19 protein-coding genes and 1 pseudogene are annotated in these 22093 nt (G+C 32.5%); all 20 read right to left on the bottom strand.

Translation table 11 applies throughout. The annotated features are described in order from the left end of the window. Nucleotides 1-12: 12 nt before the first annotated feature. The 20 genes and pseudogenes from BM077_RS04325 to BM077_RS04230 all read right to left on the bottom strand — a co-directional run bounded on the left by BM077_RS04325 (nucleotide 13) and on the right by BM077_RS04230 (nucleotide 22082). Nucleotides 13-1422: an FMN-binding glutamate synthase family protein gene (locus tag BM077_RS04325; protein ID WP_255361550.1), complete on the bottom strand. Its 1410-nt coding sequence runs from the start codon at nucleotides 1420-1422 to the stop codon at nucleotides 13-15. A gap of 138 nt (nucleotides 1423-1560) precedes the next feature. After that, nucleotides 1561-2616 carry a DNA polymerase IV gene (locus tag BM077_RS04320; RefSeq protein ID WP_089748391.1) on the bottom strand — a complete coding sequence of 352 codons (1056 nt, stop codon included), beginning with the start codon at nucleotides 2614-2616 and terminating at the stop codon, nucleotides 1561-1563. A gap of 19 nt (nucleotides 2617-2635) precedes the next feature. Further along, nucleotides 2636-3283: a tetratricopeptide repeat protein gene (locus tag BM077_RS04315; protein ID WP_176941620.1), complete on the bottom strand. Its 648-nt coding sequence runs from the start codon at nucleotides 3281-3283 to the stop codon at nucleotides 2636-2638. Nucleotides 3284-3503: 220 nt separating this feature from the next. Beyond that, nucleotides 3504-3752, bottom strand: coding sequence for an RNA chaperone Hfq (gene hfq / locus BM077_RS04310; RefSeq protein WP_089748393.1), 249 nt, complete (start codon nucleotides 3750-3752; stop codon nucleotides 3504-3506). Nucleotides 3753-3806: 54 nt separating this feature from the next. Further along, nucleotides 3807-4022 carry a hypothetical protein gene (locus tag BM077_RS04305; protein ID WP_089748394.1) on the bottom strand — a complete coding sequence of 72 codons (216 nt, stop codon included), beginning with the start codon at nucleotides 4020-4022 and terminating at the stop codon, nucleotides 3807-3809. After that, nucleotides 4012-4599: a hypothetical protein gene (locus BM077_RS04300; RefSeq protein ID WP_089748395.1), complete on the bottom strand. Its 588-nt coding sequence runs from the start codon at nucleotides 4597-4599 to the stop codon at nucleotides 4012-4014. The genes BM077_RS04305 and BM077_RS04300 overlap by 11 nt, the downstream gene beginning before the upstream one ends. A 352-nt stretch (nucleotides 4600-4951) precedes the next feature. After that, the gene (locus BM077_RS04295) at nucleotides 4952-6736 is read right to left on the bottom strand and encodes a sensor histidine kinase (protein ID WP_090003443.1); all 1785 of its coding nucleotides are present in this window, start codon (nucleotides 6734-6736) and stop codon (nucleotides 4952-4954) included. Next, on the bottom strand, nucleotides 6723-7424 hold the full coding sequence (locus BM077_RS04290) for a response regulator transcription factor (protein WP_089748397.1): 702 nt from the start codon (nucleotides 7422-7424) through the stop codon (nucleotides 6723-6725). The genes BM077_RS04295 and BM077_RS04290 overlap by 14 nt, the downstream gene beginning before the upstream one ends. Nucleotides 7425-7533: 109 nt before the next feature. Next, entirely contained in the window at nucleotides 7534-8139 is a 606-nt protein-coding gene (locus BM077_RS04285; protein WP_089748398.1) for a GTPase domain-containing protein, read from the bottom strand. 31 nt (nucleotides 8140-8170) lie between these two features. Beyond that, nucleotides 8171-9115, bottom strand: coding sequence for an AAA family ATPase (locus BM077_RS04280; protein WP_089748399.1), 945 nt, complete (start codon nucleotides 9113-9115; stop codon nucleotides 8171-8173). Nucleotides 9116-9258: 143 nt separating this feature from the next. Continuing rightward, entirely contained in the window at nucleotides 9259-10221 is a 963-nt protein-coding gene (miaA, locus tag BM077_RS04275) for a tRNA (adenosine(37)-N6)-dimethylallyltransferase MiaA (RefSeq protein WP_089748400.1), read from the bottom strand. A gap of 15 nt (nucleotides 10222-10236) precedes the next feature. Then, nucleotides 10237-12234 (bottom strand): DNA mismatch repair endonuclease MutL, encoded by a 1998-nt coding sequence (gene mutL / locus BM077_RS04270; protein WP_090003444.1) that lies wholly within the window; start codon nucleotides 12232-12234, stop codon nucleotides 10237-10239. Nucleotides 12235-12256: 22 nt separating this feature from the next. After that, on the bottom strand, nucleotides 12257-15004 hold the full coding sequence (gene mutS, locus BM077_RS04265; RefSeq protein WP_445082261.1) for a DNA mismatch repair protein MutS: 2748 nt from the start codon (nucleotides 15002-15004) through the stop codon (nucleotides 12257-12259). A 183-nt stretch (nucleotides 15005-15187) separates the two neighbouring features. Then, nucleotides 15188-15547, bottom strand: a complete 360-nt coding sequence (locus BM077_RS04260) for a YlbF/YmcA family competence regulator (protein ID WP_089748403.1) — start codon at nucleotides 15545-15547, stop codon at nucleotides 15188-15190. A 77-nt stretch (nucleotides 15548-15624) separates the two neighbouring features. After that, nucleotides 15625-16962: a tRNA (N6-isopentenyl adenosine(37)-C2)-methylthiotransferase MiaB gene (miaB, locus tag BM077_RS04255; RefSeq protein WP_255361552.1), complete on the bottom strand. Its 1338-nt coding sequence runs from the start codon at nucleotides 16960-16962 to the stop codon at nucleotides 15625-15627. A 252-nt stretch (nucleotides 16963-17214) separates the two neighbouring features. Continuing rightward, complete coding sequence (locus BM077_RS04250; RefSeq protein WP_089748405.1) at nucleotides 17215-18543, bottom strand: uroporphyrinogen decarboxylase family protein; 1329 nt, start codon at nucleotides 18541-18543, stop codon at nucleotides 17215-17217. Between the two features lie 38 nt (nucleotides 18544-18581). Further along, complete coding sequence (locus tag BM077_RS04245; RefSeq protein WP_089748406.1) at nucleotides 18582-19244, bottom strand: DUF1638 domain-containing protein; 663 nt, start codon at nucleotides 19242-19244, stop codon at nucleotides 18582-18584. 53 nt (nucleotides 19245-19297) lie between these two features. Beyond that, a complete protein-coding gene (locus BM077_RS04240; protein WP_089748407.1) occupies nucleotides 19298-19933 on the bottom strand; it encodes a cobalamin B12-binding domain-containing protein in 636 nt (211 codons plus the stop codon). A gap of 14 nt (nucleotides 19934-19947) precedes the next feature. Beyond that, nucleotides 19948-20724: pseudogene (locus BM077_RS04235) on the bottom strand (GntR family transcriptional regulator). A gap of 98 nt (nucleotides 20725-20822) precedes the next feature. After that, nucleotides 20823-22082 carry an MFS transporter gene (locus tag BM077_RS04230; protein WP_089748409.1) on the bottom strand — a complete coding sequence of 420 codons (1260 nt, stop codon included), beginning with the start codon at nucleotides 22080-22082 and terminating at the stop codon, nucleotides 20823-20825. Nucleotides 22083-22093 lie beyond the last annotated feature (11 nt).

The raw sequence follows: 22093 nt of genomic DNA, 5'->3' as shown, positions 1-22093 counted from the left end.
TTAAGAAATTTATTAATGTAACCTCTTTTCCTTAGTATCATCTGCTTTTTCAATCATATATGGTTCAATTCGCTCTCTAAAAGCTTGCGATTGTTTATTTACTGGCAATCCTGCATAAGCTATTCGAGTTAATTGAGCGATATCTTTATCAACAGCACATAGGTCACTTCGGTCTAATTCTATAAACTTTCTTTTACCTAAAGCACGTACTACTTGTTTCATCTCTGTTGTACATGAGTTAAAGTAGTTGACTAACTTTTCTACTCCTTCATCAATATTGAAATCATCTTTATGATCGCCGGTATAAAGCATAATATCAGTTGGTGGTTCCCACATAGTAGCCTTCGTCATCTGAGTTTGAACCATAGCTATTACAGCCATAGTACCGATATAAAGAGCATCTGCTCCTAGAGCTAATGCTTTTAAATAATGTCCTGGTGTTGTTAGACCACCAGTAATAATTAAGGTTATCTCATCTTTAACTCCTTTATCTTCTAAATATTTTACCGCTCTTGCTAAAGCATGTAAGGTAGGTAGGCCTACGTCATCTTGTAAAGTAGTAGGACCTCCATGAGTACCACCTTCAGCTCCATCAATAGTTATGAAGTCGATATCTGCCTTTAACATTACCTCTAATTCTTCTTCTAAATAATGAGTAGCAGCAATCTTAATGCCGATTGGCACTTGATACTCAGTCTTCAATTTAGTTACTAACTTAATGAAATCATCAATAGTCTCTACCTCTGGTAAATTAGAATGAATTACAGCTGGTTGCCCTTCGGCTAATCTAAATTTGCTGCGATATTCTTTGCCAATTAATCTATCTGGAGTCTTCATTGATGCAGATGCTTGGGCACCCTGCCCTAATTGAATCTCAATTGCATCTAATTTCTTTAAAGCATCTGGCTCATTCATCCATCCCCCTCTATTATATTGGCCAATAAAGTATTTTGCATTCTTCCACTCTTCCTCTATTAATGGTGCTTCGCCAGAATTAGTAGCAGTGCCAACTTTAGAAGCAGCTTTAGCCAAAGCAATCTTCATCTTCTTACTAAGTGCTCCTCCGTATGACATGCCAGCAATCATAATAGGATTTTCAATTTTGAGTGGTTTTTTAGCTTTAGGACCGATCGTAATCTTAGTTTCGACTTTTTCTTTTTCGTCAGTAGGAAACCGAAATAAATGAACCGGATTAAGTAATATTTTCTCCCATTCTGACAGAACAATAGGACTTCCTAGTGGTCGAGATAATGGTTTACCTGTCTGCGCCCGAAGGGTAGTTTCAATCAAATTTTTAGGATCTACTTTTTGAGCTACTGTTATTGCTTCGTATAAATTATCAGTGTACTTATCTTTCATTATCCTCTCCATAAAAGTATCCATTATAGAATCAGAAATTTTTCGCATAAAATAGCTTAACATTAATGACAACTCCTTCACTAGAGAATTCATTACTTATTTACTATTATTCTTTTTATAATTACTATCGATTATTCATAATATTTATCTACAAATATAAAAAAAGTGTTTGAACAATATCTTTTGCTCAAACACATCTTACTAATTCTTACTTTGAAATAGATTTAATTGTTGGTATATAGTACTCTTTAAATTAGACAAAGTAACTCCAATTAACCGTATCTTCTTAGTTAATTCTTCATCTTGCAATAAACCGTCTGCTATTTGATAAATTTCTGACTCCTCATTTATGTAATCATCAACTGTTTGACTACGAGATAATACTTCAAAATCTTCATATTTTAATTTTAAAGTTACGGTTTTACCATGAACTTCTTTATTCTGTACTCGAACAGCTACTTGTTTACTTAATTTTTTTAAATGTTCGCTTAAAAGGACTTTATCATTAGTATCAATGCGTAGTGTAGTTTCTTTTCCGATAGACTTAGGGAGTCCTGGCGGAGTAACTTTTCTTTTGTCCTTCCCTTGAGCTAATTGATATATCTGATACCCTTTTTTGCCAAATTGCTTAATTAGAAATACTAAGTCAGTATCAACTATATCTTTGACTTTATATAAATTATGATCTTTCAAATTTGCAGCAGTCTTAGGACCTACCCCCCATAATGCTTCGACATCTAATTTCGATAACAATCTATTAACATTTTGAGGAGAAATAATCTTAAAACCATTAGGTTTATCAAAATCAGATGCTAACTTAGCTAGAAATTTATTATAACTAATCCCAATTGAAGCTATTAAATTTAATTCTTTCTTAATTCTTCTCTGAATCTCTCGACCAACTTGGATGCTATTTTGTGAATTAGCTTCTACATCTAAAAAAGCTTCATCTAAAGCTAAAGGTTCAACTAAATCAGTGTACTCATTAAAGATATCATGAATAGCTTTTGATACCTTCTTGTATTTTTGGTGATTAGGTTGAATGATAATCCCATTAGGACATAACTTTTTAGCTTTAGCCATGGGCATAGCAGAATGAATCCCATACTCTCTAGCCTCATAAGAAGCAGTACTTACTACCCCTCGTCGACTAGTACCGCCAATAATAACCGGTTTTCCTCTTAAATTTGGATTATCTCTCATTTCTATGGCAGCATAGAAAGCATCCATATCAATATGAATAATATTTAGTTCCATTGTTGACACCTCAAAAAGATTACCACTCTAATAATTTAGTTGCTACTTTTCCTGATTGTCCGATATGGTATAATGCTTTAAATATACGTCCTTGTTTATAATATACAGCCCCTAATAAGAAATGGGTATATCTATTTTCCTCTAATTCTAAAGATTTTTGCAGGACCTTTTCAGCTTGATCATACTTTTCTAATTTACCATAGATAGTTCCTAAATAATTATAAGACCAAATATTTTTAGGATCATTTTTAATTATTTTCTTAAATAATTTTAATGAAACTTTATAATTATGGCTGGCATAGTTAGCAAAACCTAAATAATTTAAAAACATCGCATTATCAGGATTCTTTTCTAGTCTTGCTTCATAATACTTTATAATGCTTTTTGCTGTCTGACCATCATTTAAATCAGATAATAGATCAAACTCCTTCTTAGCACGGTCTATCTTACCCAAATTAGCATATGCAACTCCTAAGCGAAAATGAGCTTTAATATTCTTATCTTCTTTTTTATCCTCTTTTTCATCGTTCTTCTTTATGATTTTTTGATTATTTTTAATTAATTCTTGCCATTCTGCTTTATATTTACTTTCTGCAACTATTGGGCTGTTGAATAAAGAAATTATTAAAAATAGAGATATAATAGATACAATACTTATACGTTTCATTATTTGCAACACCATCCTATTCTATATCATTTATATCGTTCTTTTATAATATAACTGCTTATTTAATTACTTCTATTTAATAACGGAAGTTCCTCCTTAAAAATCAAGAAAGAAGTAAATAGATTATAAGTGTAGAAAATGTAGAAACGGTTGATAGAATTTTCTATCAACCGTTAAGACCATTTCTCTCCTAAATTAATTCTTTATTAACGACCAAAAATTACTTGTTCTCATCTTCACAATTGGCTTTAAATAAACTTTCAATAGGTTTTTGAGGGGTAATAGTGGAGATAGCGTGTTTATAAATCATCTGTTGCTGACCATTAGAGTCTAAGATTACTGTGAAATTATCAAATCCTGTTACCTTACCGGTTAACTGAAAGCCATTAACTAAATAGATCGTTACTGAAGTACCTTCCCGGCGAATTTGATTCAAAAAGCTGTCTTGGAGATTAATTTGAGACTTCATATTTACTAACGCCTCCTTTGTATATATTCCTTATACATTCCTAATATGTTATTTCTACATCTCTTCCTTATTTACCTGCAAAGATTCACTATTTTTATCTTGCTGACAGAGAACACAAGAACCTTTTCGTAAAGATTCTTCTCTTAATAAGATAGGAGTTATTAATATTCCTTCTTTTATTCCATCTTGCTTGCCGAAATAATAACCAATAGCATAGCCAATCCCTAATATAAAAATTATAGCTACAATTATAAGAAGATTAATCTCCACCTTCTTCACCACCTTCATCTTCTAATAAGAAGATAACTAAAGGAGTTGTTAAAAAGACTAATATAGTTTTCTCAAAATGAAGATAAAGATTTAGAACTAAAATAATTAATATTAACAAAATAGCCTGACGTTCTCCTAAGATATGAGTAAAATTTCGATGAAAAATTTGCTCATCCTTTTTAGCATCTATTAAATCATCTATTAATTGAAGATTAAATATAATTAGGATTGAAGAGATTAATTCATAAATAGGTAATAAAAAACAGCCTATACTAAAGAGTATGATACTTTCTTGATATGCTTTCAAACCAGAAGGTAAAGAATTACTTAAATCATTTCCCATCCCTATAATATAACTACCCCAAAATAATGAAATGGCCCACTGAATATTCAAGATAACACTTAAAGAAAACGAAAGTAAAGCATAAGGGATAGTAGCTCGCCTTAATTTAATAGCTAATGTCTGTTTTCCGATCAATTCATCTAAATTTTGATCTAGGTAATCATCCATCAATTTAATACTTATCCCTGCAAAAAAGACGGCAATGAAATTATTGAATAAAGAATTAATTGTCAACTTTTCACCTTCTAATTAAAGTTATATTCTATATATATTAAGTTAATATAAAAATATGAAAAAAGCTACCTGCTTTAACAGGTAGCTTTAAGGGGTAATTTAACTCTAAAGGGGTAAATATTAGTTTTTAAGGGGTAAAAAAGGGAAAACATATGATTTAAAATTTAATTCTCTTAACTTATTTCTTGTTTAATCTTAGTTGATCCCATTAACTAAGATTAAACAAGAAAATACTTAATGAGGAGAGGACTTATTATTTACTAAGTACCTCTTTAACTTACATCTATAATTATATACTATCTTTTTTACGAAATTATGACGAATTACAAATAATTTAAATTTACTTAATTACTTATGATTCTTGGAGATTTTTAGGCAGAATAAAATTAAACTTAGCTCCTTCTCCCAATTTACTCTCTACACCTATCTGGCCTTGATGCTGCTCGATTATTTCTTTAACAATTGAAAGTCCTAATCCAGTACCGTTTCCAGTTCTTGTTCTTGCTTTATCGACTTTATGGAACCTATTCCAAATATACTTTAATTCATCTTCTGGAATACCTGGTCCACTATCTTCTATGCTAACTTTAACTTCTTCTCCTAAATCTTTAATTTGAACCTTAATTTCACCTGACTCAGGTGTAAAGCTAATTGCATTATTTAATAAATTTAATAAAACTTGACCGATACGGTCACGATCTAAGAAAATATTAAATTCTGCGTCATCTGAACTCTCAATATTAATAGTAAGATTCTTCTTATCGATCTGTGGTTGGAGATTAAGAACAGTCTGTTCAATAATATCTTTCAAATTATATTCAGCAATATTCATCGCAATTTGACCACTTTCAATCTGAGATAAGTCAAGCAGATCATTCACTAATCTAGTCAACCTCTTAACTTCATCTAAAATAATATTTAAGTATTCCTGTTCTAACTCTTCATCGGTAACTACTTTATCTCTAATTGCTTTGACAAAACCTTGAATTGAAGTTAGTGGTGTCTTTAATTCATGGGAAACGTTAGCTACAAATTCTTTCTGTAACTGTTCTAACTCCCATCTATCGCTAATATCTTGCATAACTCCAACTACACCTAAAAGCTCTTCATTAGCAAATATAGGAGCTACATGAACTAAAATTCGAATAGGTTGTTGGAAATTTTCTAAAGTAAATTCATTAATAGCCACCTCTTCTTCTTCTAAAGCTGAATTAAATATATTTAATAAATCTTGATTATCAGTTATTTGACTTAATTTCTCTCCTAACCGATCTTGAGAAAGATTTAATAGGGTTTCAGCTTGCGGATTAGTGAGAATTATTTCTCTATCCTCATTAATTGCCACAACCCCTTCATTCATACTCACTAAAATAGATTCTATTTTGTTCTTTTCTTGATTTAACTCAGCTATTGTTGCTTCTAATTCTCCTGCTAAATAATTAAAGGTTTGTCCTAGTTGGGCTATTTCATCATTAGTTTTAGTCTTTACTCTAGTGTTAAACTCTCCTTTTGCTAACCTTAATGCAGCCTGATTAACCCGATTTAGAGGATTTAATAATGATTTAGAAAAAGTAAAACTTAAGAGTATAGCTAAAACAATAGCCATTAATGTAGCAAAGAATAATAACTCCTGTAGTTTACCCATAATACCAGAAATTCCCGCTAAAGGAGCATAAACAAAAACAGCACCAATTACCTTATTATCCATAGTTACAGGCACAGCTACCGAAAGAACAGGCTGTTCAAAAAGAGGAGACATTCCTTTTCTAGTTACTATCTGTCCATTAAGAACTTTTTTTACTTCTTCTTTTTCTAATTTGACACCACGCCAATTTTGATTACGATTCGAAGCAGCAAGGATTAAACCTTTAGAATCAGTAATCCATACTTTCCCTTCGAGAAACTGGCTAGCTCTTCTTAAATACTGTACTGTTTGTTGATAATTTCCATTACATAATGAAGTTTCTACTAAATTAGCTACTTCTTCTCCTTGTTTAATGAATTCCTCTTCTTTACTTTTGAAATAATAATTTTCAAAGGTATAGGTCAAAAAGATTCCTAAAACAATTAATGTAATTAGAATGACTGTTACAAAACGAGCCATTAATTTACCAAAGATGCCTTTAAAGATCTGCATCTTCAATAACCTCAAACTTATAGCCTACACCCCAAACTGTCTGTAAGTAACTAATCCCCTCAACTTCATGGTCAATCTTGCTTCTTAGTCGTTTAACATGAGTATCTACTGTACGAATGTCACCGATGAAATTATAACCCCAGACCTGATCTAATAACTGTTCTCTTTTAAAGACTTGTCCACGATTAGTAGCTAAATACCAAAGTAAATCGAACTCTTTTGGAGGCAAGTTAAGTTCTTTACCATCAACTATTACTTTATAGACAGTCTTATTAATCTCTAACTTAGGAAACTCTAATACCTGTTGTAAGTCAGTGCTATCGGTTCTTCTTAATCGTGCTCGTACTCTAGCTATTAATTCATCAGGGTCAAAAGGTTTAGTTACATAATCATCTGCTCCTAAGTCAAGACCTTTAATCTTATCATACTTTTCCCCTTTAGCGGTTAACATAATAATTGGTACATCTGATCGTTTACGCAATTTCTCACAAACTTCCCAACCGTTTAGTTTAGGTAGCATGATATCCAAAATTATTAAATTGAAATCTTCCGTTTTAGCCAAATTAAATCCTTCTAATCCATCATGAGCAGTGGTTACTTCATATCCTTCTTTTTTAAGATAGAGTTCAATAAGTTTACGGATATTCTGGTCATCATCAACAACTAAGATTTTGATTTCTTCACTCATATTTTCACCTCAAATACTTTCAATATATTATATAGATTCAAACTAATTTATTCTTCTTACTATACATTATAATCTATTTTTAATTTATCTGTCAAAAAAACCTTTGAATTTAAAGGTTTTTAAGCAAAAATTTCTTAACTTCTTTAAATCCTTGTTGATAAAGTGCAGAAATAGGAATAATAATCTCGTGACCTAATCTTTCTTGTAAGAATTCTAAATTATTACGAGCAATTTTAAGATCAATCTTATTGGCTAAAATAGCATAGCATTTTTTAGTTTTACAGTAATTATATATTTCTAAATCTAATTCAGGTAACTCCTTTAAACGTCTGGTATTTAATTTAGAGAGATCAATTAAATGAAGGATAATATTAGATTCTTGAATCTTTCTTAAAGTTTGTGCCATAGCTAATCTAATTTCTTCTTGAGGATGAATTCCTTCAATTAAACCACAGCTATCAATTAAATTTACTCTTTGATATCCTTTCCCGGCTGGAAGTTTTAATTGAATTTCTTGAATTTCTTTAGTTGTGTGTTCTTCAGGACATACTAATTCTTTTAGAGCTGTCTGTAATTCATAAGTCTGTTTTGATAAGAAACCAGCCGGTTGTCTAATGGTAAACTTTAATTCTTTGATTCCTAAATAATCAGCAAAATTAATTGCAAAACAGGTCTTCCCTACATTTGTCTGCCCTATTACTAAAGATTTTGTCATAATTGCTCCTTCCTTTTATTAAAAACTTCTTTTATTTAAAATCCTCAGGTTGAATAGTCATTAAGTCCTCTTTTAATATCTTTTTATTTTTAACTAATCTAATTGCTTGAGTACGAATTGCTTCTTCAATTAGGTTCCTTACTGTTCTTGCATTACCCTGTTGTGGACCTGACAATTCTCTTTTTTTATCTAACAAACGATAAAGTTTATTCTTAGCTGCCTTACTTAATTTATATTCTCTTTCCCTTAGCATTAATTCAGCAATTTCAATTAATTCTTCTATAGTGTAGTCCTCAAAATCGACTTTAATCGGAAACCTTGAACTTAAGCCAGGATTTGTTTGTAAGAAATATTCCATTTCTTCAGGATAACCTGCTAGTATAACTACTAAATCATCTCGATTATCTTCCATTCCTTTAACTAAAGCATCTATTGATTCTTTACCAAAGTCTCTAATTCCTCCTCTTGCTAATGAATATGCTTCGTCAATAAAAAGAATTCCTCCTAATGCTTCATCAATAACCTCCCTTGTTTTTTTAGCGGTATGCCCAATGTATTCACCTACTAAGTCTGCTCTTTCTACTTCTTTTAAATGTCCTTTTGATAAAAGTCCTAGTTCTTTAAATAGTTCACCAAAGATTCTAGCCACAGTAGTCTTCCCAGTACCAGGATTACCTTTAAAGACCATATGCATTACTAAAGGTTCAGTAGCTAGGTTCAAGTTATTACGTTTTTGTTGAATCTTAACGAAAGCTTCTAATTCTTCAACTAAGTTCTTAATCTTTCTTAAACCGATTAATCCTTCTAATCTATCTTTTATTTTTTTAATTTTTTTCTCCGAGGTATTTGGGGGTTCTTCCTTAGTTTTCAAGGCAAGATTATTATAAGTAGTCTGTTGATTATTCAGAAGACGTAAAACTTTAGTAATCGATAACTTACCATTCTCAAACTCTTTAATAATATCTTTCCTTTTCAATTTACTACTCACTCCTTCCTTAAATTAAAGAGTAGTAGCACTAATTATTATATGTAAATATATTTAATTTGTGAAGAGGAAATTAAGATATAAAAAACCGACATGTTTAAAAAACATATCGGTTATAAAAATATTATATTAATTTAACCTTCTATTAATTTTTTGTCTTCAGGCTGTAAATTAGTTCTAATTAGTTCTTCAGTCTGAGTAATTAAATCTTCAAATTTCATTTTATCTACATCAAACCAATCAATCTCCTTATCTTTTCTAAACCAAGTTAACTGTCGCTTAGCAAAGTGGCGTGTGTCTCGTTTGATTAGTCGAATAGCTTCTTTTAGATCGTATTCACCTTCTAAGTAACCGATAATTTCTTTATAGCCTAGCCCCTGCATAGACTGAAGATCTCGGTCATAACCGGTTTCATATAACTCTTTTACTTCTTCGATTAATCCTTCTTCTATCATGATATCTACACGACGATTAATCCTATCATAAAGTTCTTCCCGCTCTCTCCTTAATCCAATTTTAATTGCTCTGTATCTTGGAGGACGTTCTTTTGCTTCCTTTTTAAAATGAGTACTAGTTTTACCAGTCTGTTTATAGACTTCAATACCTCTAATAACCCGCCGCAGATCATTAGGATGTAATTTCTCTGCTAAAGGAGGATCGATCGCTTTTAATTTATTATGTACATATTCTGTACCATATTCTTCTGCTTCTGCTTCTAATCTCTCTCTTAATTTCCAGTCGGTCTCCATATCAGGAAAGATAAAACCTTGGATTAAGGCTTTAACATATAGACCGGTACCTCCTACTAGCATTGGTAGACGGTTACGGTTAATTATTTTTGGTATCAACTCATCAACCCTTGCTTGGAAAGCAGCTACACTAAATTCTTCTTCTGGAGGGAGGATATCGATCATATGATGAGGTATATTATTTCGTTCTTCTACTGTTGGTTTAGCCGTACCGACATCCATTCCTTTATAGACTTGCATTGAATCACCAGAAATAATCTCTGCATTAAATCTCTTAGCTAAAGTTAATGATAACTTTGTCTTTCCAACAGCAGTAGGACCGATAATTGCTACTAATGGTTCCTGCATACTTAACACCCTTTCTTAGTTTCGCTTAAACTTTTTAGCTAATTCTGATTGGGAGAAGTGAATAATTGTTGGCCTTCCATGAGGACAGGTATATTTATTTTCTGTTCTTTCTAGTTTTTTTAATAGTTCCTCCATTTCACCTGGTACTAATTTATCGCCACTCTTAATTGCACTACGACAAGAGATAAGAATAATTAAATCTTCAATTATCTTAGTTGGTTCTTTTACTGAACCTTTTTCTAACAAATTATCTATAATATCTAAAGTTACTTCCTTAGTATTGAGTTGGTGTAATAAATAAGGGACTGCTCTAACCAAATAAGTCTGTCCGCCAAAATGTTCAATATCAAAACCGAGTTTCTCTAAATTATCTTGATGTTCTTTAAGAATTTCAATCTCTGGTCTCGTTAATTCTAATTGTAAAGGGATTAATAATGGTTGTGACTGTACAGTCGTTGATTCAAAGTTTTCTAAAATTTGATTATAAAGAATTCGTTCATGCGCAGCATGTTGGTCAATAATATAAAAGCCATCTTCGTCTTGGGCGACAATATAAGTCTTATGTACTTGACCTAAAGGGAAAAGAGTAGGTACAGCATCATATTCTTCGCTTTCTTCTCTAATATTAATATTTTTGTTATGATTATTATGTTCTTTATCATTCTTTTCTTGCGTAATTTTATCTCTTACTTGTTCTTTTCTTTCTTCTTCAATATGATCTTTATTATCGTTCTGTTTAGACTCTTTTTTTGCTTCTTTTGGTTGAATCTTAATCTGCTGATTTGATTTTGTTTCTTCTTTCTTTCGACTTAAACTTTTATTAGTCTTATTTCTTCTATTCGTAGCCTTTTCACCCGTAGTTAAATTTAGTCTCTGCTGTTCATCCTTAGGCTGTCTTTTATTAGATAACTTTTCTTTAGAGGATTGTCTCTTCTTACTTTCTTTATTAGTCTTTTTAGTTTTGTTTTTGTTAAATTGCTCAGAACCTTTCCGAGCATTCAATTTGACTTGAGGTGCTAAATCCGTATTCTGTAATGCTTCTTTTACTCCATCTTTGACGACATTATAGACTTCCTTTTCTCTACTGAAGTTAACTTCCATCTTAGTAGGATGTACATTGACATCTATTAGGATTGGATTTAATTTAATTGTTAAAATAACAATTGGATGTCGACCTTTAGCCAATAGAGTATGATAGGCCTCGCCTATTGCTTCACTTAAGACTTTACTCTTAATATAGCGACGATTAATAAAGAAAGATTGATGTTTACGAGAAGCTCGATTAATATTAGGTTTCGAAACGTAACCACTAATCTTCATGTACTTATCTTCATAATTAACCTTGATCATACTTTTAGCTATTTCTCTACCATAAATACTTAGGATACAGTCTAATAAGTTATCATTACCCGGACTTTCTAGTATCTTCTTCTGATTATGAGTTAATTTAAATGAAATTTCTGGATATGCTAACGCTAGACGATTAATAATATCACTAATTCTACTTATCTCTGTTGCCGCAGTCTTTAAGTACTTATATCTAACCGGTGTATTATAAAAGAGGTCTTTAACTATAATATTAGTTCCTACTGAACAACCAATATCCTTAACCTGTTTAATTTGACCACCTTCTACTTTTAATATCGTACCACCTAATTCCTCTTTAGTTCTAGTCTTAATTTCCATCCTAGAAACAGCAGCAATACTAGGCAATGCTTCACCGCGAAAGCCGAGAGTACGAATTGAAAAAAGGTCATTAGCTTCGGTTATCTTACTAGTAGCATGACGTTCTAACGCTAATCTAGCATCATCACGGACCATTCCTTGGCCGTTATCTATAACTTGAATTAGGTCTTTACCTCCATTATCAATATGAACCTCGATTTCAGTACTATTAGCATCAATGGAGTTTTCAACTAATTCTTTAACTACCGAAGCTGGACGCTCAATTACTTCTCCGGCAGCAATCTTATTAATAACCTCATCTGATAAAAGCTGAATCCTTTTAGTCATTGATTTCACTCCCTAGTATCTTTTAGGCTAGTCCTTTATCTTGTAATTCTTCTTTAGCTTCTTGTTGTAATTGGTGTAATTTATTCATAGCCTCTAACGGTGTCATCGACATAATATCTAATTCACTTATCTCTTCTAAGACTTCGCTGGTTTGTGAAGTGAATAAGGGTAGCTGAGCTATATTATTTACTTCTTTTTCTTCATCTTTCCGTTTTTTAATCTTTTGCTTTTGAATCTCTTTGGCTTCGGTTTCTTTAACAACTGATGTTAGATTATCTGTTGTCATATCATTTTCATTCTTGGTATCATCATTTTTAATATCTTTTTTAAAATTAGTATTCAGACGCTGGTAATTATCAGATTCTGCTTCTAATTTTGCTAATACTTGGTTAGCTCTTTCAATTACTGGCCTAGGTACTCCAGCCCGTTTAGCTACTTCAATACCATAGCTATCATTGGCTCTTCCGGGAATGATCTTACGTAAGAAGGCAATCTCTTCTCCTTCTTCTTTAACTGCTACATTATAATTCTTAACTCCAGATAGTCTATCTTCCAATTCAGTTAGTTCATGATAGTGAGTTGCAAAGAGAGATTTAGCTCCAATCTTACTTTCATCACTTATGTATTCAGTAACTGCCCAAGCAATACTTAGTCCATCATAAGTACTAGTCCCACGACCAACTTCATCTAAAATAATTAAGCTATTACGAGTGGCATTATTTAGGATGTTAGCTACCTCATTCATCTCTACCATAAAAGTACTCTGTCCAGTAGTTAAATCATCCGAAGCTCCTACTCGAGTAAAGATGCGGTCAACAATACCGATCTTAGCATTCTCTGCTGGTACAAAACTTCCTATCTGAGCTAATAAAGTAATTAAAGCAATTTGACGCATATAAGTCGATTTTCCTGACATATTAGGCCCAGTAATGATCGAAAATCTATCCTGGTCACAGTCCAAATAACAGTCATTAGGAACGAAAGTCTCTTCTTGTAACATTTCCTCAACTACTGGATGGCGTCCGTCTTTAATCTCAATTACATCGCTAGCATTAACCTTTGGTCGACAATAATTATTATTCAAAGCTACCTCAGCTAAAGAAGATAATACATCTAATTGGGCTAAGATATCCGCGGCTAATTGGATTCTTTCTGTCTCTTCAGCAATCTTTTCTCTAAATCCAGTAAAGATTTCATATTCTAAGTCAACGCTTTCTTCTTCGGCATTTAAGATTTTAGATTCTTTTTCTTTTAATTCTGGTGTGATATATCTTTCACTATTAGAAAGCGTCTGTTTTCTTTCATAATTATCGGGAACTAGGTCTAAATTAGCCTTTGTTACTTCGATATAATAACCATGTACTTTATTAAATCCTACTTTTAACGATTTAATTCCTGTCCTTGCTTTCTCTTCTTGTTCTAAATTAGTAATCCAATCTTTACCTTCATTCATAGCTTGTCTAAATTCATCTAATTCTTGATGATAACCGTCTTTGATTAAGCTTCCCTCGGTTATAGTAACCGGTGGTTCTTCTTTAATAGCATTATCGATTGCTTCGTGAATATCTTCTAAAGTATCTAAATTATCTTGTAAACTTGTTAACTTAGGCGCCGAAAAGTTGCTTAATATTTCTTTAACTTCGGGTAAGATAGATATTGAGTTCTTTAAGGCAATCAAATCGCGTCCATTAGCTGAACCGTAAGTAACTTTACCTATTAAGCGTTCAATATCATATGATTTATCTAAATTATCTTTTAACTCTTCTTTAAGAAAGATATTATCCTGCAACTGGGCTACAGCCTCTAAACGAGCGCTAATCTTGTTTGTATCCAATAAAGGTTGTTCAATCCATTTACGTAACTTACGCCCGCCCATAGCGGTTACTGTGTGGTCTAGGACCCAAAGTAAGCTTCCTTTATAATCATGATCACGCATCGTCTTAGTTAACTCTAAATTTCGTCTAGTGTTAGCACCTAAGATCATATATTCTTGAGTTGAATAGGTACTTATCTGTTGTAGATGTTTTAAAGTTCGTTTCTGTGTTTCTAAAAGAAAATCTAAGATAGCACCTGCTGCTTTAACCGCAATCTTTAACTCTTCACAGCCAAATCCATCTAAAGATGAAACATCAAAATGATCAATTAATAGATCATAGGCCTGGCTATAACTAAAACGTTCTTCTATTTCGTTTAAAATCGGATCGAGTTCTTCTTTAATATAACTCATCACTCTAGAATTTTTATAGAGTTGAGGATCAATTAAACACTCCGTAGGATTAACTCGCGCTAACTCATCAATTAAATTATCTACTGCTTCCTCGCCGGTTAATTCAGTAATTGAAAATTCACCTGTTGATATATCAACAATGGCAAAACCGAAACCTTCTTTACCAACAGCAATCGCAGCTAAATAATTATTACTTTTTTCTTCTAAAAATTCATTATTAATAACTGTCCCAGGAGTAATAACTCTTACAACCTCTCGTTTAACTAAACCACTAGCTTGACTAGGATCTTCTACCTGTTCGCAGATTGCTACTCGATATCCTTTATCAATTAAAGTAGCAATATAAGGTTCAGCTGAGTGATAAGGAATACCAGCCATGGGTGTCTTATCACCTTTACCTTTATTACGAGAAGTTAAAGTCAATTCTAACTCTTTAGCTGCCAACTTAGCATCATCAGAAAACATCTCATAAAAGTCACCTAATCTAAATAGAAGAATCGCATCATCATATTCATTCTTAATTGAAAAGTACTGCTGCATCATAGGAGTTAATTTTTTAGCCACCATTGGCACCTCCGTGTTATTAATTTATGTAAAACCAGTAATATCCTTGTGTTCTCAACATAACATTATATCACAAGTACTATTAAAGATAAAGAAAAAAGACCACAGGATAGATTACCTGTGATCTCTTAGTTAAGTACTAATATTTGAAAACTTGATTAATTAACAACAACCGCCAGCATCAGCTTCCGCATCTTTGCCTTCAATAAAGTTAGTTAGAACTTTATTGATAGATTCCATAACTTGACCAAACTGTTGTTGTGCTTCCATGAAGCTCTTAATACTTTCGTTTTGCTGCATCTTACCTTGAAGAGCTTGTAGTTCTTGCTGTTGCTCTTGAGTAACCTGCTGACCATTCATCTGTGCCATCTGTAACTGCTTCTGCTTAGCTTGGAATTCATCTAATAATGCTTTTGCATCATCATCACTATGCATAACTTCCTCAGCTTTCTTCAACTTAGTATATTCAGCTGAATCTACGATTTCCTCTCCCAATGCTTCTGCTTTTTCAATAATTGACATAATTAATACACCTCCAAATTTTGTTACCATAGACAACTTTTCAAGAAAAAAAATTAATCTCCTTCATTATTTAGAGATTATTTAACCAAATCTCCAAATAATGTCCAACTTGATGCCTTATTTATCTTAACATTTATTAACTCTCCTGTCAAATCAGAGTCGGCATCAAAGATGACTATCTTATTACTCCTGGTTCTTCCCATCTGTCTATCGGGATTATTCTTGCTTTCTCCCTCACCAAAGACCTCTACTTTCTTGCCAACTAGCTTTTCATTCTGTTTCCTGCTGATTTCACTTTGTAAATCCATTAACTGTTGTAATCTTTCCTGTTTAACCTCTTCATCTACCTGTTCTTCCATTTTAGCTGCTGGGGTGCCAGTTCTTTGGGAATATTTAAAAGTGTAAGCCATATCAAATTCAACTTCTTCTATTACTTTTAATGTTTCAGCAAAATCTTCTTTAGTCTCACCTGGAAAACCTACAATAATATCCGTGGTAATTGCAGCCTCAGGGAGCATTTCTTTAATTTTTTTAGTTGCTTTTAAGTATTCTGCTTGGCTATAGCCACGATTCATTTCTTTGAGAATTCTATCGCTACCTGACTGAATAGGTAGATGAAAATGTTCACAGACCTTATCTGTATTAGCAATAGTCTCAATTAATCTATTATTAAAGTCTCTAGGATGCGAAGTCATATAACGAATTCTTGCTATATATTCGACTTTATCTAGTGCCGATAATAGATCAGCAAAGTCAATATCTTCATCTAAATCCTTGCCATAAGAATTGACATTTTGGCCTAAAAGAGTGACTTCTTTAACTCCATCGTCAGCTAACTTATTTACTTCATCAACTATATCTTTTAATGGACGACTCTTTTCCCTTCCGCGAACATGAGGAACAATGCAGTATGTACAGAAATTATTACAACCATATATTATTGTAACCCAAGCTTTATGATCTGATTCACGTTTAGACGGTAAATCTGGAATTAATCCTTCTTTTTCTTCCCAAATATCAATTAAAGGATCAGATGCTTTCTTAGCTTCAGCTAACAAACGAGGAAATTCATGAATATTATGAGTTCCAAAGACCATATCTACATGAGAATACTTCTCCTTAATCTCCTTTACAACTTCCTCTTGTTGCATCATGCAGCCACAAATTCCGATTAAAAGATCTGGATTCTGTCGTTTATATTCTTTTAAAGATCCTACTTTTCCATAAACTTTTAATTCTGCATTTTCTCTAACACAACATGTATTTAAAATAATAACATCGGCGTTTTCAATCTCGTCAGTCGGTTTATAACCTTCTTCTTGGAGAACACCAGCTAGTTTTTCTGAATCATGTTCATTCATTTGACAACCGTAGGTACGTATAAAATACTTTTTTTCTTTTTCTGCTGCTTTCAATTTGCTTTCCCCCCTGCTTATATCATAATTCATAATCGATTCTAAATTATATTATAACACAAAAAGATAATTTCAAAAATATATCCCTGCATTTAGCAGGGGATTTTTCTACATTATTATATAGGAAGATATCAGCAAAAGCAAATATTACATTATTTACCAGGAAATATATTTATTATTTTCTCTTATCTTTCTTATCATCATCTATCAAATTATAATTTTTATTGACCTCATTAATAATTAATGTAGGTTTTAATATACTCCATATTCTTTACCTGCTTCAATCATTGCTTCAATATTTTCAGGTTTAGCTTCATCAGTTACTGCTCCTGTGGTTAAAATAAAGCCTCCATTTTCACCGACATCCTCTATTAACTCTTTACAATAAGACCTTACATCTTTAGGATCTCCGGTAGACATTAATGAACTAGGCACATTACCTGCTATACAAGCCGTATCGCCTAATATTTCATTAGCCTTTCTCATATCAGTCTTATCAAACATCCATAATGTACTAGCCTTTGGGATATCTTCTTTAATAATATCAAGACGTTCATTATAGGCACCTTCGGCAAATAATAATGGAACTAATCCTTCTTCTATTAAACCATTAATTACTTTATTTAAAGTAGGCCAATAGAACTCTTTAAATTGTTCTCTAGACATGAAACTATCGGCTCCTTTATGAAGAGGCATAAATACAAAAGGGTTGTTATTAACTGTAGCAGAATTAATTCCCATCTTTAATGCTAAAGGAGTTAATCTTTCCATTGCTTCTTGCAATTTTTCAGGTCGCCGGAACATATCTAACATTGCTGCTTGAGTTCCTCTTAATGTATCTGCTAATATGTCAAACGGTGCCTTAGAACCTCCACCCATAAATAACGGATATCCAGCAGAAATTATCTGTGTATTAATACTATTTGCTGCTTCAAACCATTCTAACGCTCGTTCTCCTGCCTCCATTAAACTCTTAAGCGCCGATTGCACATCAGGTGTTCCAAAAGGAATAAGAGCCGGAGGAGTGAATGGCATTTCAATAATACTAGTAAGTGCCCCTAAATTTTGAAGAGGGCGAAGCTCATCACATATACGAGGCAAATACCTTCTCAACCAAAAATCTGTAGGATCATCTATTAAAGCATCATAATCTTCAGGTTTCATATATTCATCTTCTACACATTGATAAGAAGTCTCCGCAGGAGTTCCATTTCTAGGCCATTGATATAGATTATATCCTAAAGCTTCAAAAACCTTTCCTGGAACTGCTTCAATAGAACCTTTATATGCATCAGGTTCAAAATCAAAAGTATATTTTTTATAAGATTCTTCAAATTTATCATAATCATACATTATATCTTCTGGAGTCATCTCAGCATAAAAAGCAGGAAAAAAGCCAACATTAGGAATGACTGGAACCTTATCTGGTTGCTTTAAATTAACCACATCAATTAATCTTTGTGCTCTTTTTTTGTATGCTTCTTTTGCTTTCTCATCTACAAATTCTATATCTTTAGGTGATAACCAATCAGCAAATATCTCCGCTCTTTTTTCTTGTGAAGAAAGTTCTTGATTAGTCATTTTATTTACCTCCTATTCATTCTTTTACTAATTTATCCTCATTGTTTTATAATTAAATCCTTATAGACAATTTGATCTCCAGCATCTATTATAGCAAAGTCTTCATCCCATTCTTCGTTAAAAGCTTTATAAATAAGCCTTAGAGAACCTTCTACTACTTTATGACTTAATTCGAATTCATTAGCAATGTTACTAGTTCTCTCAATGATTTCCTTCGGCTCATAAGCTTCTGTATCAATCACTTTTATTTCTTTATAGTTATGTAACATTCTTTTATAAATCTTTTTAGCCTTTTTTAAGCCATACTTGTCTATGCAATAATTATATTCAGACCAAATATTTGATTCATTTTCTAAATAACCTTTAGTAAAATAATAAGAAGGTGCTTTTTTATCTAACGTCTGTTTTCTTTCATTACTGCCTAGAAATAAGGCTATACAATCATCTACTTTTGGAAATATCATTCGGGCGTTAGATGAATGTAAGCCAAGCAAAGAATTCCCACAAACTCCAAATAACAGTATAATATTTTCTACATTTGCTATTCTATTAATTTGTTCCTGAATAGCCTTATTTAATTTTTCTGGAAAATCATGAAGTCCAGAATCAATCCAGATAATTGGAGCATCTACTTTTAAATCTTCTACTACAAGCATAACTTCATCCTTTAAAGTATTACAGGCAACAAAAATATTCTGCAAATCAGACACCACCTATTATATTTATTCTACTCAATATTCTGAAAATTAGAAAGTTATTCCTCATTCGCAACTATATCTTTGATTAAATCAACCGCTTTATTAGGGTCGTTTTCAAAATAATCAACTCCTGTATACTCTTTAACCTTTTGATTTACAGGATATCCACCTATAATTATCTTTACGTCATCTCTTAATCCAGATTTGTCTAGTAGATCTACTACTTTCTTTACTCCATTAATACAGAATGTTAATACTACTGAAATACCTAGAAGTGATGCATTAGTTTCTTTTAAAGCAGCAACAAATTCTTCTGGCTTAACATCTACACCCAAATCATAAACATTAATTCCTACTGATTTCAATAGATAAATAATAATGTTCTTACCTAAATCATGTATATCGCCTTCGATAGTTCCCATAATAATATTAATTTCTTCTTGGTCACCATACTTTTGTGTAAAATACGGTGTTATAATCTCCATTACACCTCTTAGAATTTCCTCTGACATTATTAAATCTGATAAAAAATACTTCTCTTCTCTATATCGCTTACCAACAATCTCTACACCTAATCGACATTGCTCTACAATTTCAAGAGGTGTTTCACCCATTTCAAGTTTTTGTTTAACTAATGTAAGTGCTTCATCTTCTTTTAAATCAGCAATTGCACTTATTAATTCTTCTCTCATGCTAATAGACTCCTTTAATCTTCAGTATTATCCATTGACCAACTGACAGAACTCGTAAATTTGAAACGGTCACCTCGGCAAATTGATTTGCCCCAGCCAACTGGTTTCTTATCAGAATCATACAATGTTTGTTCAACAACAAAGACTGGTGAATTTAATTCTATTCCAAGAATATCTACTTCTTCTTCATTAGCCACTTATGCGTGTAAAACTCTTCTACTCATCGTAGGAAATTTTTCACCATGATGAGTTGCTAAATTCGACAAAGAAGGGTCATTTAATTCCGATTCTAATATTGGTTTTTGCTTAGTATAGACTACATACTTATTTTCATAAATTAATGGTTCTTCTTGTGTAGATAAAAGTAAACGATAATATAAACAATTAGTATTGAGAGGAACTTCTAGCTTTTCAGCAAGTAACTCATCAGCCCTAACTATCTTCACTTTTAAAAGCTTAGTTCGAGGCTGCATTCCTCTACTTTTAATCTCCTCGTGAAAGTTCTTTAATTCAAATACTACATCTTCTAACTTAGGTTTAGCAACAAAGGTTCCCTTACCTTTTTCAGTATAAACCATACCAGCATCCGCAAGTTCAGAAATTGCTTTTCTTACAGTCATACGACTAATGTCATATTTTTTAGCAATTTCATTCTCTGATGCTAAAGATTCTCCTGGTTGCAGCTTCCCTTTCAAAATTTGTCTTTCAAGAATCTTTGCTAGTTGATAGTAGATAGGAATGAACGAATCTTTATCGATTTTTTCTGTTTCTTGATTATAATTTTTTTTCATAAACCTCACCTTGTATAGACAACCATACTTTATTTAATTAGATAGTACCACATAACAACCCTAAAGTCAAGCTTTTCCTTAAGTTAAAAGATATCCCATTAAACACTTTCTGCTTTATCTTCAAATTCATTCTCTTTAGCTCTCGGAAATGTAATTCTTAATGCAAAAATTGCTTGTGCAGAGAAAATAAGCAATGCAACCATAAACCCTTTTGTGTACCCAAAAGATGATATTACTGGCATTACTATAAATGGTAACCCTATAAAACCCCCAATATTCATTAGAGAAGTTAACAAACCAGATGCGCCTCCAACATGTTGTGATTTTATTGGGTCATCCTCTATATGCGGTAAAAAAGCTGGAACTTCCATAAACATAGGAAGTGATCCTCCAGCAATATATCCTGCAAGAGCGGTTCCTACCCACAAGATAATTGGATTTCCACCTAATATCCAGGTAAGAAACATAAGTACTGGAAATCCTATAACCAATACGACTAAAAAACTCTTTCTTTTATCTAATTTATTTGCCCACGCCGGAAAGGTTAAAGAACCAATAATTCCAAAATAAGATATCAAAGAAGCTACTCTTCCCCCAGTAGCCATTGGTAGCCCATACACTTTATTTAATGCCGCTGGAAGAGAACCCTGAACCGAAACCATACCGGCTAATCCTAAAAACACAGCACATGCAGCTGACCAAACACTTCTGCTCTTTATTGCTGTGCTGATTCCTTCTAGCAAAGAAGAAGAAGGCAATTCTTTACCCGGAGGTGAATCCTTCACTATTGCAAAGAAGATTATTCCTAACACTACTATAATTGTACCTAGAATGATATTTCCAACAAACCAGCTTGGAAGAAAAGGAGCTATTACTAAACCCGTTGACATTCCTCCCATCAATGCCGTATTATAAATACCAGTTGCAAGTCCTGTTTCTTCCGGTGGGAACCATACACTTACTAATTTAGGCAGATTAGGCATAACTAATCCTAATCCTATGCCAACAACCATCATTGGTGTCAATAAAGAAATGAATCCTCCGACTTGTGACCTGCCTAAAATTCCAAGCCCAGAAATAATTATTCCTAAAGAAGCAGCTTTTCTAATTCCTAATCGGTCTGCCAACATTCCTCCGCCAATAGCTAAAACACCACCAATCAAAAATGGAACTGTTAGAGCAGTTGAATATTGTGATGAGCTTAACTGATACAATTCTACAAGTTTATGCTCAAGCGTTGGCATGACATACCAAGCCATTGCCATAGAAAAGAAACTAAGCCATGCAATTCCTAATATCACCCAACGGTATGAGGATATCTGTTGGTTAGAATCAGTTGATTCTAAAGTATTACTCATTAAATAATCAC

Origin of the sequence: Candidatus Frackibacter sp. WG13 (assembly GCF_900114655.1) — a bacterium.
In the GTDB taxonomy this organism is placed as follows: domain Bacteria; phylum Bacillota; class Halanaerobiia; order Halobacteroidales; family Acetohalobiaceae; genus Frackibacter.
The sequence above is the reverse complement of the archived record's forward strand: the minus strand, read 5'-3'. Positions and strand labels throughout refer to the sequence as shown.